Source organism: Campylobacter sp. JMF_11 EL3, assembly GCF_027736965.1.
Taxonomy (GTDB): Bacteria; Campylobacterota; Campylobacteria; order Campylobacterales; family Campylobacteraceae; genus Campylobacter_B.
In genome coordinates, this window is sequence record NZ_JAOVTJ010000001.1 from 315,535 (window position 1) to 331,988 (window position 16,454).

Here is a 16,454-nt window from a genome sequence, read left to right on the forward strand (position 1 = left end):
TTTTGATTATAACGAATAAGAGTAAAAATTTATATTTCTTAAAATCAAAATTTGCTAAAATGGGCGCTAAATTTTACTAAATTTAGGATAGTTAATGGATATTAGAAAAGCTTATTTAGACTTTTTTGCGTCAAAAGGACACGAGGTTATGCCAAGCTCACCGCTTGTGCCAGATGATGATAGTTTATTATTCACAAATGCTGGTATGGTGCCGTTTAAAAGCATTTTTACAGGTGCGGTGCCACGCCCAACTCCGCCGATTCGCACGAGTTGCCAAACCTGCATTAGAGCAGGTGGCAAACACAACGACCTTGATAATGTCGGCTACACAGCGCGCCACCACACATTTTTTGAAATGCTTGGAAATTTCAGTTTCGGCGAGTATTTCAAAACAGACGCGATAGCCTACGCATGGGAGTTTGTAACCGAAATTTTAAAACTCCCAAAAGACAAACTTTATGTCACCGTCCATGATAGCGATGATGAGGCGTTTGAAATTTGGTCGCGCCATATCGCAAAAGAGCGAATTTACCGCTTCGGCGATCACGATAATTTCTGGGCTATGGGCGATACTGGACCTTGTGGGCCATGTAGCGAGATTTTTTACGATCAAGGAAGCGAGCATTTCCATAGCGATGAGGATTATATGGGCGGAGACGGCGATCGCTTCTTAGAAATTTGGAATTTAGTCTTTATGCAATACGAGCGAAGCGCAGACGGCAAACTCTCGCCACTTCCAAAACCATCAATCGATACAGGCATGGGTTTAGAGCGCGTAACAGCGATAAAAGAGGGCAAATTTAGCAATTACGATAGCTCGCTATTTATGCCATTAATCGGCGCAGTCGAGAAGCTATGTGGCAAAAAATACGAGTATGAAACTGGCGCGAGCTACCGCGTCATCGCAGATCATATCCGCTCGGTTACATTTTTGCTAGCCCAAGGCACGAACTTTGATAGAGAGGGCAGAGGCTATGTGCTTAGAAGGATTTTGCGCAGGGCGGTTAGACATGGATATTTGCTAGGCATAAAAGAGCCGTTTATGTATAAGCTAGTCGATGATGTTTGCGCTAGTATGGGCTCTCACTATACATATTTAAACGAGAAAAAAGAGGCGGTAAAAGAGCTAGTAAAACTCGAAGAAGAGCGATTTTTCGCCACTTTGGCAAACGGAATCGAGCTATTTAACGAAGAATTAGCCAAAACCTCAGGCAATGTTTTCTCTGGCGATGTCGCATTTAAGCTCTATGATACCTACGGATTTCCGCTCGATCTCACAGCCGATATGCTAAGAGAGAAAAATCTTAAAGTCGATGAGGCTAAATTTGATGAGCTAATGGCGGAACAAAAACGCAGAGCCAAAGCTAGCTGGAAAGGCTCAGGAGATAAAGCGCAAGCCAAAGGCGATTTCGCACAACTTATCGAAAAATTTGGTAAAAATGAGTTTGTGGGGTATTCATGCCAAGAGAGCGAGGGTCGAATTTTAGCCCTTTTGGACGAGAATTTTAAAATTTGCGATAGTTTAGAGCCAGGACACACTGGCTGGGTAATGCTAGATATCACGCCATTTTACGCTACAAGTGGCGGTCAGTGCGCAGATACCGGCACTATCGAAAAAAGCGAGGTTATCGACACGCAAAAATTCTTTGATTTAAATTTATCTCAAATCAAAGTAAAAAGCCTACTTAAAACCGGCGATCTCGTAAAATGCGTGGTAAGCACTGGCAAAAGAGCGATGATAGCGCGTCATCACAGCGCGACACACCTGCTTCACGCTGCGCTAAGAGAGGTGCTAGGCGAGCATATCGCGCAGGCTGGATCGCTTGTAGAGGCAAACAGACTTAGATTTGACTTTTCGCACCCAAAAGCGATGAGTAGCGAAGAACTCGCCAAAGTCGAGCAAATCGTAAATCGCTGGATTAGCGCGGGCGCACAGAATAAAACCGAAATTTTAGATATAGACGAAGCCAAAAAATCAGGCGCGATTGCGCTTTTTGGCGAAAAATACGGCGCGAAAGTGCGTGTGGTAAGCTTTGGCGAGGTAAGCAAGGAGCTTTGCGGCGGCACCCATGTCGAAAACATAAGCGAAATCGGAGCGTTTTTAATCTCAAAAGAGAGTGGTGTAAGTGCTGGCGTGCGCAGAATCGAGGCGATTTGTTCGCAAGAAGTGCTAAATTTCACGCTAAATTTAAGATCGCAAATTAACGAAATCGAAGCTGAATTTAAAGGCGCAAACCCACTAGATGGCATTAAAAAGCTAAAAGATGAAATCAAAGGCTTAAAAGAAAAATTAAAACACGCAGGCGATCAAAAGTCCCTGCCTTGCCAAGAAATCTCAGGCGTGAAGCTTTGCGTAGCAGTGGTAGAAAACGGCGAAATTAAAACCATGATTGATGAGTTTAAAAACGCGAACGAAAAGGCTGCGATTTTGCTAATGCAAGTGGGCGAAAATGATAAAATCACAGTCGCAGCCGGAGCGAAAAACGCCCCAATCAAGGCTGGTGAGTGGGTTAAAATGACAGCTCAAATTTTAGGCGGCAACGGCGGCGGACGCGATGATTTCGCTACTGCTGGCGGAAAAGATACTAGCATGGTTTCTAGCGCGCTAGCTGGGGCACTAGAATTTGCAAAAGGTAAGCTAGGTTGAACGAATTAGAAACGAGCTTTGCCAGAAGTGATCAAATTTTGCCCCTAATTCACATTTTAGGGGCGATTTGCTTTATTTGCGCGCATGTTTGCATTATCATGCTGATTCGAATTTTCAGCGATAAAACAGACATCACAAACTCAAATTTCGAAAAAATCAAATTTTATCTTTCGAAATTTAACCTCTTTTTCGGCTCGTTTTTTTTGATTATAATTGTGAGTGGATTTTTTCTAAGCATAGGCAACAACTTCAAATTCGCAGACCCTATGATAAATGCTGTAATCGTTACGCTGTGGGTTTTGGCGGTGTTTATTTTGATAAATTTTGGCTATGTTTATTTTAAATTTTACTCGTTTAAAAAGGCGCTTTTAGCGGGCGATAAATTAGAAGCTAGCGAGCATTTGATTATCATCGCTAGATATTTCGTCCCGCTAAATGTCGCTGTATCGGTGCTTTGCACCTATCTTTGTGTAGCGGTAGGTAGATTTTGATTTATTTGGTTTCATCTTCGCCGACAAGGGCGCAAATTTTGCGGGAAGCTGGGATAAAATTCGAGCAAATCAACTTTGAATTTGACGAAAATGTAGGCGACATAGCCGATGCCAAAACATACGCTTACCGCGTGGCAAGTGCGAAAAAATCGCAGTTTTTAGCCAAAAACAAAAATGCAAAAAATTTGCTTTTTTGCGATAGCTCAGTTTTGGTAGGTGGCAAAATTTTAGGCAAAGCAAAAGATATTAACCACGCAAGAGCTATGCTAAACGCCCAATCTGACGCTATTAGTGAGGTTTATACGGCGATGATTTTTGTGGGCGAGGGTTTTGAGATAAGCACGCTTTTGGTGGCTAGTTACAAATTCGCCAAATTTGGCGAGGCAGATTTAGAAGCGTATCTAAAAAGTGGCGATTGGCGCGGCAAAGCAGGGGCTATGAGTATCGAGGGGTTTAACAAAAAATATATCCAAAGCTTTCGTGGCGATACCAGCACCGCTATGGGTTTAAATGTGGAAATTTTAAAAAGGTATTTAGATGGTAAGAATTTTATTTAGTTTTATTACGGTTTGTTTTTTCGCAGGGTGCGGTGTGTTTATGTATTTTTATACGCAAATTCGCCTAGAATCGAACTCAATTATTGATTATCACCCAGAGCTAACGACCAAAATTTACGATCGCAACGGCAACTTGCTTGCCAATATTTTTAACGAACAAAACCGCCTTTATACTAGATTTGACGAGATTCCAGGTCGTATGGTAGAAGCTTTGGTTGCTATCGAGGATACCGCGTTTTTCGAGCATCAGGGCATTAATACAGAGGCGATTTTTCGCGCGATTGTAAAAGATATAAAAGCGATGAAATTTGTAGAAGGTGCCTCCACTATCACGCAACAACTTGTCAAAAATTTGGTTTTATCTAGCGAAAAAAAGATAGATAGAAAAATCAAAGAGATGATTTTATCGCTAAAAATCGAAAACACCCTAAGCAAAGAGGAAATTTTAGAAAGATATTTTAACGAAGTGTATTTCGGACACGGGTATTACGGCGTCAAAACCGCCGCGCTTGGGTATTTTAAAAAGGATTTAGCCGACCTTAGTATCAAAGAAATCGCCATTTTAGTGGGTTTGCCAAAAGCCCCTAGCCAGTATGACCCTACCAAGCACCTAGATTTGGCGCTTTCTCGCGCAAACAATGTAATTTACCGTATGCACGAGCTTGGCTGGATAAACAAAACCGAGTATGAAATCGCAATGGCAGAAGAGCCGTTTGTCTATGATGAAACCCTAACTCAAAATGTCGCCCCATACGCAGTCGATGAGATCGTCAAAGAGGCAGAGAGACTGCTACCAGATGTGCGCACAGGTGGGTATAGAATCGAAACAAGCCTTGATTTAAAGGCGCAAGAAATGGCGCAAGAGGCATTGATTTTTGGCTACAACGAAATTTTAAAACGCAACAAAGACGCAAATGCTAGCAATGTAAATGGCGCGATTATCGTTACGCACCCGCAAAATGGCGAAATTATCGCACTTGTAGGCGGTGTGGATTATGCGAAGTCAAATTTCAACCGCGCTAGCCAAAGCAGACGCCAAACAGGGTCAAGCTTCAAGCCATTTATCTACCAAATCGCCCTAGATAGCGGCTATTCGACGATGACAGAGGTCCCTGATATCGCGCGTGAATTTGATGATGGAAGCAACAAAAGCTGGAAACCGAAAAACTACGATAGCACATACAGCGGCTATATCACGATAAAAGAGGCCTTGCAACGCTCTCGCAACCTCGCTTCGATAAATTTAATGCAATCAATCGGCATTGAGCGCACGATTCGCAAACTAAACGAATACGGCTTTAAAAATGTCCCGCCAGCGCTGTCTGTGGCAATCGGAAGTTACGGCATTTCGCCACTTGAATACTCGACTATGTATTCGATGTTTCCTGGTCTTGGCATTAGCACGAAGTCTAAATTCATCACCGCAATCACCGATAATAACGGCACTACGCACTATATCGAGCCTGAGCGCAGACGCATTTTGCGCCCAGAACAAGCGTATTTGATGACGACGCTGATGAAAAATATCGTCCAGCGAGGAACTGGCACCAGAGCGCGCGTGCAAGGCATCGAGATTGCTGGCAAAACAGGCACTTCAAACGATAGCATTGACGCGTGGTTTTGCGGATTTACGCCTGATTTGCAAATCATTGTTTGGTATGGAAACGACGATTACAAGCCTATGCGCAAGGTAGAAGGTGGCGGTAGAACAGCTGCGCCTGTGTTTGCGAAATTTTTGGAAAATTATCTTAAAGAATACCCGCAAGCTAAGCGAAATTTCAGCGTCCCAAGTGGAGTATTTACCCGCAGATACGGCGCTGGTGATGAGTATTACACCAAAATTTCCCCACTTCCAAGAAGGGTTGAAACAAACGCAGAAGACGGGTTGATGTTTTAGGACGAATTTTTGAGAATAACTTAAACAAAAAACGCAAAAAATGGGAAATTTTTTAAAATTTCAAGGTTTAACATTTTTAACCCTGCTAATTTTTGATTTTTGTTTTTTTCTGCTGTGTTCCGCATTTTTGGGCGAATTTTTTGCCTTTATCATTTTAGGATTTTTAAATTTAGGATTTGTTTTTAAATTTTGCCTAGCTTTGTGGAAATTTTATAAAGGCACATACGAGGAGGAAAAATTCAGCGCAAAATTTGCATTTGCACAATTTGCGAAATATTTTGCGGAAGCACTATTTTTAGGAATTTGGTTGATATTAGAAGCTGCTTCGGCACTTTTTAGCTCGCTTGGGTGAAATACTTTTAAAATTCCGCTTCGCAAATTTAAAATACTGCGCCGAAAATTTAAAATTTTGCTTTTATGATATTGCGCCCAAAATTTTGCTTTTAAGTGTCATTGCGAGCCCGCTTTGCGGGCGTGGCAATCTACAAAATCCAAATCACTAACCGCTATAATGGCAAAATTCTAAAATTCAAAATTTCGCGAAATTCTGCCATTTACTCTACTTTTAATTTTAGCTTTGTAGATTGCTTCGTCAATGCTTCGCATTTCCTCGCAATGACACTTAAAGACAAAATTTCGGCGCAGTATTTAAAATTTGCGAAGCGGAAATTTTGGAGTTTAACGATTTCGCAAATTTCGCCTAAATTTTGCTTTTGGGCGAAATTCCACTATTTTATCACCTCTTTCATCTCTTTTATCGCATTTTCAAGCCCTACGAAAATCGCGCGCGAAATGATACTTTGACCGATATTTACGAGCGAAATTTCGCTGTTTTTCACCAGCGCAGAGACATTTTGGTAGTTCAGACCTCCGCCAGCAGTTACATTCATACCTAGCCCCTTGGCATACGCACTCATGTGGCGAAGCTTGGAGATTTCATCTTTTAACATCGATTTTAGCGTATCAAGCGGGAGATTATACGCCTTTATCGCATGTGGCGTAAAAGCCAAATTTGACCTAATCGTCGCAAACAGCGCAGAGTATGTGCCAGTGCGAAGCTCGATCGAGCGGACATTAAAATCATTTGCCATGTCGATTACTTCGCGCACAGGCTCGATAAACAGCCCCACGCGCACGCCTGAGTGTTGCAAAAACTCGATATCACTCGCGATTTGCTCAGAGTGCAGATTTAGCCCACAATCCTCACCAGAGTGCGGCACTAGCGTGATACGATATGGTTTAGCCTTGACCAAAATCTCCAAAAGCTCGCTCCCACCGCTACATTCGACATTTACAGGTACCTTTGAGTGGCGCACGATATCGGCGATATCATCTTCGTTGATATGGCGTCGATCCTCGTGCAAACGAAGCGTGATTTGATTTGCACCCGCGCTGATTGCGGTGTAAGCCGCCATCAAGATATCAGGGTCGTTCATCGCCCGCGCCTCGCGCAGAACCGCGACATGATCGATATTTACTCCAAGTAGCATTTTAACTCCTAAGAAAATTTTCGCTATTATAACCAAAAAAGGTAAGGAGAAATTTATGGTTTTAGGCTTTGATTTGGGCTCGAATACACTGCGCGCATGCGTGATGAAGCCAGCTAAAACGGGCTTTGAGATAGTTAAATCTAGCGAGCGCATAGTAGGCTCAGCTAGGGGATTGGTGGCAAATAAGCCTTTGCAAACAGACGCCAAAGAGCGCATTTTGCGGGCTTTGGGCGAAATTTTAGAAGAACTTTCGGATTTGATTTATGAGCGAAATTTAGAGATTTTGGATAATTGTGCTAAAAATTTAGAGAGCGATGATACCTGCGCGCGAAATTTTAAAAATGCCAAATTTAGCCTACCTTACGCCGCTGTGGCGACGGAAGCCTTTCGAGTCGCCAGCGATAGCGTAGAATTTTTCGAAAAACTTTACAAAGAATTTTGCGTAAAATTTAGCATAATCGACGGCGAAACAGAGACAAATTTGACCAGGCTTGGTATCGAAAACAGACTTCAAATTTTAGGTATCAAAGTGCAAAATGTCGTCAGTATCGACCTTGGCGGGGCTAGCACAGAGATAAGCAGTGCCGAATTTGGACAAAGCTTTAAATTTGGCATTGTGAGATTTTGCAATGAAAATCCCGGAATTTTACAAAATTTTAATTACGCCAAATTTAGCCAAATCGCAAACGAGCAGACAAGAAGCGCAAGGGAGTTTTTGCGCAGTTTAGGCACAGGAAAAATCGTGCTCACAAGCGGTGTGCCAACCACGATAAGCGCCCTTAAATTGGGAATTTGTGCCAAAGATTACGACGCAGGCAAAATCAATGGAAGCGTTTTGAGATTTAGCGATTTTGCTGGGGCGATAGAGCAAATTTTGAAATTCTCAAAGCGCGAAGCCGATGAGGCAATGGGCGAGAATAGGGCGGAGGTTATCGTGGCTGGGGCGCTACTTTTAGAGGCGATTTTGAGCGATTTTAGCGGTAGTGGCGCAGATTTTATCGTCGTTGATGATGGATTACGAGAGGGCGTATGTATAAATTTAATGCAAAATTTGGCGAAGCCATAATTAAAAATAAAATCAGCTAAATTTAGAAAAACGCAGTTTTTCTAAATTTAGCCACTTCTAAGGTTTTACAGGGGTGGGGGTTGGTAAGGGGGAGGGTAGCGTCTCCTAAAAAGCGCGCCCTCCCCCTTACAGAGAATTTCACGGCGCAGGTTAAATTCAAAAAATCGTTCAATGCTAAATTTAGGTTAAATTTTACTTCAAATTTTTACTATAAAACAGTATCATACCCAAATTTTATCAAGGAGAAAAAATGGTAAGAGAGCAAATTTTAGAAGATATCAAAACCGCTATGAAATCCGGTGATACGGTGCGTAGAGACGCTTTGCGTATGCTAAATTCTACGCTTAAACAAATTGAGGTCGATGAGAGAATTACTCTGAGCGATGAGAGGGTTTTTAGCGTTTTACAAACCGAAATCAAGCGCAGAAACGAAAGCGCAGCGCAATACAAGGCTGGTGGGCGCGAGGATTTGGCGCAAAAAGAGCTTGGCGAGGCCGAAATTATCGGCGCGTATCTACCAAAACAGCTTAGCGATGACGAGCTTAGCGCGGCTTTGAGCGCATTGCTTGGCGAGCTTAGCGCAACGAGTGCCAAAGATATGGGGCGCGTGATGAAAGCCGCAAAAGAAAAATTCGGCGCTAGTGTCGATGGCAAACGCCTAAGCGAAGCGGTAAAATCGGCTTTGAACTAAAATTTAAAATTCACAATTTAGGCTAAAATTTAAGCAAAATTTTAGCCTAAAACTATTGACAAAAAATCAAATTTTGCATATAATCTAGCACTCAAAGATACAGAGTGACAACTTTTAGAAAATCAAAACTAATTTAGAAAGGACGAAAATGAATTTTCAACCACTTGGAAAACGCGTTTTAATCGAGCGCGAGGAAGAGACCAAAACCACAGCTAGCGGTATCATTATCCCAGATAACGCTTCAAAAGAGAAGCCATCAACTGGTAAAATCGTGGCTGTCGGCACAGAGTGCGATAGCGTAAAACTTGGCGATGTTGTAGCGTTCGCAAAATACGCTGGCGCGGATATCACAATCGATGATAAGAAATATCTTATCTTAAATTTAGAAGATGTTTTAGGAATACTTAAATAAAAGGAATCAAAATGGCAAAAGAAATTTTTTTCTCAGACGAAGCTAGAAACAAACTTTACTCAGGCGTAAAAAAACTAAACGACGCAGTTAAGGTCACAATGGGACCAAGAGGCAGAAATGTGCTTATCCAAAAAAGCTTTGGCGCACCTGCTATCACAAAAGACGGCGTAAGCGTAGCAAAAGAGATCGAGCTTAAAGACACTCTCGAAAACATGGGCGCAAGCTTGGTTAGAGAGGTCGCAAGCAAAACTAACGACGAGGCAGGCGACGGCACAACTACTGCGACCGTGCTAGCTCACGCGATTTTCAAAGAGGGCTTACGCAATGTAACAGCTGGTGCAAATCCTATCGAAGTAAAACGCGGTATGGATAAATTTAGCGCAGCCGTAATCGAAGAGCTAAAAAAATCTGCAAAAGCAGTAAGTGGCAAAAAAGAGATTGCCCAAGTCGCTACAATCTCAGCTAACAACGATGAGAGCGTGGGTGATTTGATTTCTGAGGCTATGGAAAAGGTCGGCAAAGACGGCGTAATCACAGTCGAAGAAGCAAAATCAATCAACGACGAGCTAAATGTGGTCGAGGGTATGCAGTTCGACAGAGGCTATCTAAGCCCATATTTCATCACAAACCCTGAAAAAATGCTAGTAGAGCTTAGCTCACCGCTAATTTTACTTTTCGATAAAAAAATTACAAATTTAAAAGATTTGCTTCCGGTTTTAGAGCAAGTGCAAAAAACAGGCAAACCACTTCTAATCATCGCAGAGGATATCGAGGGCGAAGCACTTGCGACTTTGGTTGTCAATAAACTTCGTGGCGTGCTAAACATTTCAGCCGTAAAAGCCCCTGGATTTGGCGATAGAAGAAAGGCAATGCTAGAAGATATCGCTATCCTTACAGGTGGAACAGTCGTAAGCGAAGAGCTAGGCAGAACGCTAGAAAGCGCAAATATGGCTGATCTTGGTCAGGCTGAGCGTATCGTAATCGACAAAGACAACACTACAATCGTAAATGGTGTAGGCGAAAAAAGCGCAATTGACGCTAGAATCGCGCAAATCAAAGCTCAAATTTTAGAGACAACAAGCGATTATGATAAAGAAAAATTACAAGAACGCCTTGCAAAACTAAGCGGTGGCGTAGCTGTAATCAAAGTAGGCGCAGCAACCGAAACAGAGATGAAAGAGAAAAAAGATCGTGTCGATGACGCGCTAAATGCGACAAAAGCAGCTGTCGAGGAAGGTATCGTAATCGGCGGTGGCGCTGCGCTAATCAAAGCTAGCAAAAATGTCAGCCTAGATCTAAGTGGCGATCAAAAAATCGGCGCAGATATCGTCAAACGAGCTCTCTATGCTCCACTTCGCCAAATCGTAGAAAACGCTGGATATGACGCAGGCGTAATCGCAAACGCAGTCGAAAACGCAAGCGATGAGGCGCAAGGCTTCAACGCTGCAAGTGGCGAATTTACAAATATGTATAACGCTGGAATCATTGATCCGCTAAAAGTAGAGCGCGTAGCTTTGCAAAATGCGGTTTCAGTCGCTAGCATGCTACTAACCACAGAAGCGACAGTCAGCGAAATCAAAGAGGACAAACCAGCTCTTCCTCCAATGCCAGATATGGGTGGCATGGGCGGTATGGGCGGTATGATGTAAGCTTGCCTAGCGCAAATTCAAGAGGCAAATTTAAGAGGGGCAATTCCCTCTTAAATTTGCAAAATTTATTCTATTTCTCGCCATAATCTTATTAAATTTTTAATTCTTTTTTTGTAAAATCAAGGCTTTTTAAAAGGAGAAAATATGAGAAGTCAAATTTTAAATTCCTTTGTTATTTTTGCCGTTTGTTTAGGGCTAGCAGGGTGTGTCCAAAACAAGCCAAAACCGCGCGTGGAGCCATATCCGATAGTCAAAGACAGCTCCAAACAACCGCCTAAAAAAACAAAAAGAATTAAGAAAAAACAAAACGCCTCTAAACAAGATAGCACGAAAAAACCTATCGCGCAAAATTCAGAGAAGCGTTGGGTTGTGGATATCGACTCTCTAAAAAGAGAAGAACCGCCAGCTACGGAAAAAAAGCCAAAGGTGGATAATGGCACTCCTCGCAAATACACTGTCCCGGTAGAGTAAATTTAGGCTAAGCGATGAAACGAGTTGAGCGAGTAGAGCAAATGAGCGAGATTTTAGCAAAAGTGCAAAAGTTCCTAGATGCATTTGAACTCGCCCTTGATGAGTATAAAAATTCGCAAAAACTTATCAAAAAACTTAGCAGATATTATTCTAGTAAAATTTGGCTAAGTGATTACGAGGCCGATGAAAGCGGTAAAATACCGCGCGAAATAGGTGAGGGGAAAAGCCTTCGTGCGATCAATCGCGGTGCGCTAAGCGAAGATGGGATTTACAACGCTATTTGGCTAAACAAACGCCTAGCGCGCGATATGAAAAAATTATCAAATTTGATTTGCAAGGAATAAAAATGAACAAAAAATATGTTTTTATCTTGGTTTTACTAGCGCTCTGCGCTGTGGGAGCACTTTTGGGCGTGGCTAAAAAAGACGAGCTTAAATGCTACGCAAAAGATGCTCAAAGCTGCCTAAATGTCGGTATGAAATACTTCGAAAACAGCCATGACCCAGTAGCGCAAAAGTATTTCAAAAAATCTTGTGATTTAAAAAGCGCGTATGCGTGCTACAATCTAGGCGTTATGTTTGACAACGGCTTTGGCGTGGCTAAAATGGAGCCAGAGGCGATTAGGTATTATACCAAGGCCTGCGATAGCGGCTACGCCCCAGCATGTGTAAATTTAAGCTATATCTACCACGACAGCTCAGTTTATAGCAACACAACCCAAGCTATCGAATTAGCCAAAAAAGCCTGCGATTTAGGTGAGGGAAGCGGGTGCTATAATCTAGGGTTTTATTATCTAAAAGGCAACGCATACCGCCAAAACATACCAGAGGCCATAGCTAGCTACGAAAAAGCCTGCGATCTAAACTACGCCCCAGCGTGCGGATTAATCGGAAATATGTTTGCCAAAGGCGAGTATTTGCAACAAAACAATCAAAAAGCCATAGCTTTTCACCAAAAAGCCTGCTCTCTTGGCAACGAAAAAAGCTGCGCACTCTTCAAAAAACAATAAATTTATCTAAATTTCAACGGCGTTAAATTTGCAAATTTAACGCCAAATTTATCTTTTAAATTTCACTACTTCGCTTAAATTTTCTTCGAGTTTGATTGTATTTTGCATGCTGAAATTTGATGATTTTATCGCGTCAATGCGCTTTTGCAAAAGCGGGTGCGATTCAAAAAGATTGATGAAGGTATCGCTGTCACCAAGTTTTTTTGCGCTAGCGAAAAACTCATCTGCACCGCCAATATGCCCATAAGCGCAGTTTAAAATCCTAAGCGCCTCGCTATCGGCGGCGGCTTCTTGCGAGCGCGAGTATTTGCCAGCAATCGCTCCGCCTAAAATTTGGCTTAGTCTCTCATCGCTAAAACCGAACAAAATCGCCATTACAGCGCCATTTCCTAAACCTTTTATGTGATCGCGGTGCTTAAAATGCGCTAGCTCGTGGGCTAAAACAAAGGCTAGCCCATTTTCGCTTTTAATATGCGAAAAAAGCCCGGTATTGACTGTGAGTGCGCCATTTAGGGCTGCGCTTGCGTTTGGGATTTTGCTTTCGTTTATCACGATAAAATATTCGTTTTTGACCTTGGCGCATGAATTTAGCCGTGAGGTTAGGGTGCGGATTTGTCTGGCAAGCTTCTCGTGTTTTGGCTCGATTACGCGCTCGCTTTCACTGGCTTTGAAAATTTTATACTCTTTGCCCTCTGGGATAAATTTCACAGCCACGCCCACGAAAATATTTAGCGCGAAAAACGCGCACGCGATAACTGCGACAAGCCCCACGCCAAGGGCTAGGAAATTTATAGCATGATTTTCTTTGGAATAATTTTGTTCGCCCTCGTTTTGCGAGGGAATAAATTTAGCCATTGAAATTCGCCTGTTTTGGCTCTTTGGCGTAATAAATCGCCGTAGCGTAAGCTAGGATTTCCACGCTTCCGACATTTTTCGTGGTTTGATTTATCGAGCTTGTTTCTATGCGCAAATTTATAATCTCGTCCGCGCCCAAGGCCTTTTCTTTTAGCCTAATCACAGCCTCGCGTCTAGCGCGGTCTAGCAAGCTTTCATACGGCACGACATCGCCACCGAAAAAATTTATCACGCTAGCGTAAATTCGCTTGAAATAATCAATACTTATAACCACATTTCCGCTTACAAATCTTACCCTTTCGATTTTGCCCGAATTTAGCAATGGGTATTTTGAGTTTGTGGTGGGTATGTGTAAAAACAGAGCCTCTTTTTTGCGAATTCTAGCGAAATGGCGCACCTCAGCTTGCTTGCCAAAGATATATCCAACCCCAAGCAAAATGAGAAATATTATAATATCGCTCATAGCTTACCTTGCCAAAACTGCCGTGCCATAGACATAAATTTCGCTCGCACCAGCCGCAACCGAGCTAGTGGAAAATCGCAAATTTACAATCGCGTTTGCCCCCATGGCTCTGGCCTGCGCGCACATACGCTCGATTGCTTGTTCGCGCGATTCTTCGAGTAGCTCGGTATATCCTACTAGCTCGCCACCTACGATATTTTTTAGGCTCGCCATGATATCGCGTCCGAAGTGTTTAGCTCTGACTGTGCTTCCACTCACCACGCCGAAAACCTGCTCGATCTCACGCCCTGGGATTGTCTCTGTATTTACCAAAGTCATCATAAGTGAATTTTTAAAATTTGCCATATTTTCTCCCAAATTTTACAAAATTTGCGAAATTTTAAATTTCGCAAATTTAGCTTATTTATAGTTTTTCACAAATTCTGCTATGCGCGCGATTCCCTCTTTTATCTCGTCCATTGAGCAAGCATAACTAATCCTAAAATGCTCGTCCATACCAAATCCCACGCCCGGCACGGTCGCTACAAGCGCCTCATCTAGCAATTTTGTGCAAAATTTCATGCTATCTTTTTCTACGCCCCCGCAGTTGATAAATAGATAAAACGCGCCATCAGGTTTGACTACGCTAAGACCATCTATCGCATTTATCGCATCTACGGCGTAATCACGGCGTTTTTGATACTCTTTATTCATCATAGCGATATACTCATCGGCCTTGCCTTCTAGCACAGCCACGGCACCTGCTTGGACTATGCTTGAAATATTGCTCGTGCTTTGGCTTTGAAGTTTTTTCATAGCTTTGTTTAACTCGTCGTTCGCGCACGCTGTATAACCAAATCTCCACCCAGGCATTGCGCCACATTTGCTAAGGCCATTTACGGTGATAGTGCGATTAAACATATCCTCGCTGATACTAGCACAAGCTACAAATTCTTTATCAAAAATGATTTTTTCGTAAATTTCATCTGCGATTACGGCGATATCTGTGCCTTTTAGCACCTCAGCGATCGCTACTAACTCATCTTTGCTATACACAGCTCCTGCTGGATTTGACGGAGAGCAAAGGCTAAGCGCCTTCGTGCGTGGCGTGATAGCTGCTTTTAATTCATCTGCTGTGATTTTGTATTTATTTTCTGGTTTTGTGTCGATTATGACAGGTTTGCCACCGCAAAATTTAACAATCTCAGGATATGTCACCCAAAATGGCGCTGGCACGATAACCTCGTCGCCATCATCTATCAAACATGAAAAAATATTAAAAAGCGAGTGTTTAGCCCCTACATTTGTGATGATTTGGCTAGGTTTGTAATCCAGACCATTATCTCGTTTTAGTTTTAGTGCGACTGCGTTTAGAATTTCAGCTGTGCCTGGGATTGGTGTGTATTTACCGCAGCCTTTTCTCATAGCCTCTATTACGGCATTTTTCGCCGCTTCGGCAGTATCGAAATCAGGCTCGCCTGCGCTAAAAATAATCACATCTTTTCCACTAGCTTTAAGCTCTTTTGCGCGTGTGCTAATGGCGATTGTTAGGCTTTCGCTTAGTCTGTTTATGCGTGAAGCAAGTTTCATTTTTTTCTCCTTTTGGTATGTTTTTAAACAATCATAAATCATCTCTTTGACGCTGAAAGTTTCGTCTTTGCCTTCATAATTTGCGGTATTATAAATATCACTTATCTTGCAATCATCTTCACCGCACTCTAATTTATAGATTATTTTTTGACTTTCTGGCGTCCAACCTTTGCAAATTTGCTCCACCTCTACATCGCCAAATTTTAAAATTTCAAATTTATATTCTGGGTTATCGCAAACATCTTGCCCAGAGATTGTAGGAGCATAATCTAGGCAACCAATCTCTCCGTTTGCGAATTCCTCATCTTTCAAAAATGCGATTTTTAAAGAATTTGTGCAAATTTCGCCACAAATTTTATCAAAATTTTCTTGATTTTGATATATTTTTTTAACTGTTTCTATTTTAAGATTATTAAATTCCCAAGCGTTTAACGCACCGCAAATTCCAAGCAAAATCAAAATTTTTCTCATTATTCCCCCTGTTATTTGAGTGATTTTAGATAGTTTTCATACTCTTGGTTGATCTCTTTTTCTTTGTCGCAGAGATTTTTATCGCCATTTTGTATGCAATCTTCTAAAATTTCAATTCGTTTGATTAGATATTTCATCAGCTCTTTGTTGATATCTGGGAGTTTATTGTGCGCTAGCGGATCGCTGTCGCACTCGCCTAAAATCCTAGCTGGCACGCCCACAGCTGTGGAGTTTGCGGGGACATCTTTTATCACGACAGAATTTGCGCCGATTTTAGAGTGCGCTCCGATTGTGATATTACCTAAAATTTTTGCCCCGGCTCCCACGACTACGCCGTTTTCTAGGGTAGGGTGCCTTTTGCCCTTTTCCAAGCTAACGCCACCTAGGGTTACATTTTGATAAATCAAACAATTATCGCCGACAATCGCTGTCTCGCCGATGACCAAACCAGCCGCATGGTCAAAAAACACGCCACTGCCGATTTTCGCCCCTGGGTTGATATCCACAGCGGTGATTAAGCGTGTAATGCCAGAGATTATGCGCGCGATAAGGCGAAATTTGCGCTCATAAAACCAGTGCGCGAAACGATAATTTATCAACGCCCACACACCCGGATAGCAAAAAATCACCTCAAATACGCTATTGCACGCCGGATCTTGGCGAGATGGCTCGGTAAAATCGTGTTTTATAGTTTGCCAAAAAGTCATAATCCCGCC

Annotated in this window: 17 protein-coding genes; 11 read left to right on the forward strand and 6 right to left on the reverse strand. The window is 42.4% G+C overall.

Features of this window, described 5'->3' with window-relative positions:
• Positions 1-94: 94 nt before the first annotated feature.
• Genes alaS through OFN67_RS01550 form a run of 4 tightly spaced genes read left to right on the forward strand, consistent with a single transcriptional unit; the run spans position 95 to position 5,592 of the window.
• Entirely contained in the window at positions 95-2,647 is a 2,553-nt protein-coding gene (alaS, locus tag OFN67_RS01535; protein ID WP_270868184.1) for an alanine--tRNA ligase, read from the forward strand.
• Positions 2,644-3,138 (forward strand): hypothetical protein, encoded by a 495-nt coding sequence (locus tag OFN67_RS01540; protein ID WP_270868183.1) that lies wholly within the window; start codon positions 2,644-2,646, stop codon positions 3,136-3,138. The genes alaS and OFN67_RS01540 overlap by 4 nt, the downstream gene beginning before the upstream one ends.
• Positions 3,135-3,695 (forward strand): septum formation inhibitor Maf, encoded by a 561-nt coding sequence (gene maf / locus OFN67_RS01545; RefSeq protein WP_270868182.1) that lies wholly within the window; start codon positions 3,135-3,137, stop codon positions 3,693-3,695. Before OFN67_RS01540 ends, maf begins: the two co-directional genes overlap by 4 nt.
• A complete protein-coding gene (locus OFN67_RS01550) occupies positions 3,676-5,592 on the forward strand; it encodes a transglycosylase domain-containing protein (RefSeq protein WP_270865019.1) in 1,917 nt (638 codons plus the stop codon). Before maf ends, OFN67_RS01550 begins: the two co-directional genes overlap by 20 nt.
• Before the next feature lie 728 nt (positions 5,593-6,320).
• Here the strand turns inward: OFN67_RS01550 and OFN67_RS01555 are convergent.
• Positions 6,321-7,082 (reverse strand): pyridoxine 5'-phosphate synthase, encoded by a 762-nt coding sequence (locus OFN67_RS01555; RefSeq protein WP_270858881.1) that lies wholly within the window; start codon positions 7,080-7,082, stop codon positions 6,321-6,323.
• Positions 7,083-7,137: 55 nt separating this feature from the next.
• On the opposite strand from OFN67_RS01555, the gene OFN67_RS01560 reads away from it, so the two are divergent.
• The 7 genes from OFN67_RS01560 (at position 7,138) to OFN67_RS01590 (ending at position 12,380) form a co-directional block, all read left to right on the forward strand.
• Positions 7,138-8,148: a Ppx/GppA phosphatase family protein gene (locus OFN67_RS01560; RefSeq protein WP_270868181.1), complete on the forward strand. Its 1,011-nt coding sequence runs from the start codon at positions 7,138-7,140 to the stop codon at positions 8,146-8,148.
• Between the two features lie 250 nt (positions 8,149-8,398).
• The gene (locus tag OFN67_RS01565; RefSeq protein ID WP_270867917.1) at positions 8,399-8,839 is read left to right on the forward strand and encodes a GatB/YqeY domain-containing protein; all 441 of its coding nucleotides are present in this window, start codon (positions 8,399-8,401) and stop codon (positions 8,837-8,839) included.
• Between the two features lie 148 nt (positions 8,840-8,987).
• On the forward strand, positions 8,988-9,251 hold the full coding sequence (groES, locus tag OFN67_RS01570; RefSeq protein ID WP_270858878.1) for a co-chaperone GroES: 264 nt from the start codon (positions 8,988-8,990) through the stop codon (positions 9,249-9,251).
• Between the two features lie 11 nt (positions 9,252-9,262).
• Positions 9,263-10,900 carry a chaperonin GroEL gene (gene groL / locus OFN67_RS01575; protein ID WP_270858877.1) on the forward strand — a complete coding sequence of 546 codons (1,638 nt, stop codon included), beginning with the start codon at positions 9,263-9,265 and terminating at the stop codon, positions 10,898-10,900.
• A 144-nt stretch (positions 10,901-11,044) separates the two neighbouring features.
• A complete protein-coding gene (locus tag OFN67_RS01580) occupies positions 11,045-11,371 on the forward strand; it encodes a hypothetical protein (protein ID WP_270858876.1) in 327 nt (108 codons plus the stop codon).
• A gap of 14 nt (positions 11,372-11,385) precedes the next feature.
• Complete coding sequence (locus OFN67_RS01585) at positions 11,386-11,715, forward strand: DUF4298 domain-containing protein (protein WP_270865024.1); 330 nt, start codon at positions 11,386-11,388, stop codon at positions 11,713-11,715.
• A 2-nt stretch (positions 11,716-11,717) separates the two neighbouring features.
• Positions 11,718-12,380 carry a tetratricopeptide repeat protein gene (locus OFN67_RS01590; protein WP_270873933.1) on the forward strand — a complete coding sequence of 221 codons (663 nt, stop codon included), beginning with the start codon at positions 11,718-11,720 and terminating at the stop codon, positions 12,378-12,380.
• 48 nt (positions 12,381-12,428) lie between these two features.
• On the opposite strand, the gene OFN67_RS01595 is transcribed toward OFN67_RS01590, so the two are convergent.
• The 5 genes from OFN67_RS01595 to cysE all read right to left on the reverse strand — a co-directional run bounded on the left by OFN67_RS01595 (position 12,429) and on the right by cysE (position 16,445).
• Entirely contained in the window at positions 12,429-13,235 is an 807-nt protein-coding gene (locus tag OFN67_RS01595; RefSeq protein WP_270873934.1) for a M48 family metallopeptidase, read from the reverse strand.
• Positions 13,228-13,698, reverse strand: a complete 471-nt coding sequence (locus tag OFN67_RS01600) for a YbjQ family protein (protein ID WP_270873935.1) — start codon at positions 13,696-13,698, stop codon at positions 13,228-13,230. Before OFN67_RS01600 ends, OFN67_RS01595 begins: the two co-directional genes overlap by 8 nt.
• A gap of 3 nt (positions 13,699-13,701) precedes the next feature.
• Complete coding sequence (locus OFN67_RS01605; protein WP_270858871.1) at positions 13,702-14,043, reverse strand: YbjQ family protein; 342 nt, start codon at positions 14,041-14,043, stop codon at positions 13,702-13,704.
• Positions 14,044-14,097: 54 nt separating this feature from the next.
• Entirely contained in the window at positions 14,098-15,267 is a 1,170-nt protein-coding gene (locus tag OFN67_RS01610; protein WP_270873963.1) for a pyridoxal phosphate-dependent aminotransferase, read from the reverse strand.
• Positions 15,268-15,749: 482 nt separating this feature from the next.
• Positions 15,750-16,445 carry a serine O-acetyltransferase gene (cysE, locus tag OFN67_RS01615; protein WP_270858868.1) on the reverse strand — a complete coding sequence of 232 codons (696 nt, stop codon included), beginning with the start codon at positions 16,443-16,445 and terminating at the stop codon, positions 15,750-15,752.
• Positions 16,446-16,454: the final 9 nt, after the last annotated feature.

Coding starts and splice junctions, on each gene's coding strand:
- alaS (WP_270868184.1), top strand. CDS start 95: ATGGATATTAGAAAAGCTTATTTAGACTTTTTTGCGTCAAAAGGACAC.
- OFN67_RS01550 (WP_270865019.1), top strand. CDS start 3,676: ATGGTAAGAATTTTATTTAGTTTTATTACGGTTTGTTTTTTCGCAGGG.
- OFN67_RS01555 (WP_270858881.1), bottom strand. CDS start 7,082: ATGCTACTTGGAGTAAATATCGATCATGTCGCGGTTCTGCGCGAGGCG.
- OFN67_RS01560 (WP_270868181.1), top strand. CDS start 7,138: ATGGTTTTAGGCTTTGATTTGGGCTCGAATACACTGCGCGCATGCGTG.
- OFN67_RS01565 (WP_270867917.1), top strand. CDS start 8,399: ATGGTAAGAGAGCAAATTTTAGAAGATATCAAAACCGCTATGAAATCC.
- groES (WP_270858878.1), top strand. CDS start 8,988: ATGAATTTTCAACCACTTGGAAAACGCGTTTTAATCGAGCGCGAGGAA.
- groL (WP_270858877.1), top strand. CDS start 9,263: ATGGCAAAAGAAATTTTTTTCTCAGACGAAGCTAGAAACAAACTTTAC.
- OFN67_RS01580 (WP_270858876.1), top strand. CDS start 11,045: ATGAGAAGTCAAATTTTAAATTCCTTTGTTATTTTTGCCGTTTGTTTA.
- OFN67_RS01585 (WP_270865024.1), top strand. CDS start 11,386: ATGAAACGAGTTGAGCGAGTAGAGCAAATGAGCGAGATTTTAGCAAAA.
- OFN67_RS01590 (WP_270873933.1), top strand. CDS start 11,718: ATGAACAAAAAATATGTTTTTATCTTGGTTTTACTAGCGCTCTGCGCT.
- OFN67_RS01595 (WP_270873934.1), bottom strand. CDS start 13,235: ATGGCTAAATTTATTCCCTCGCAAAACGAGGGCGAACAAAATTATTCC.
- OFN67_RS01600 (WP_270873935.1), bottom strand. CDS start 13,698: ATGAGCGATATTATAATATTTCTCATTTTGCTTGGGGTTGGATATATC.
- OFN67_RS01605 (WP_270858871.1), bottom strand. CDS start 14,043: ATGGCAAATTTTAAAAATTCACTTATGATGACTTTGGTAAATACAGAG.
- OFN67_RS01610 (WP_270873963.1), bottom strand. CDS start 15,267: ATGAAACTTGCTTCACGCATAAACAGACTAAGCGAAAGCCTAACAATC.
- cysE (WP_270858868.1), bottom strand. CDS start 16,445: ATGACTTTTTGGCAAACTATAAAACACGATTTTACCGAGCCATCTCGC.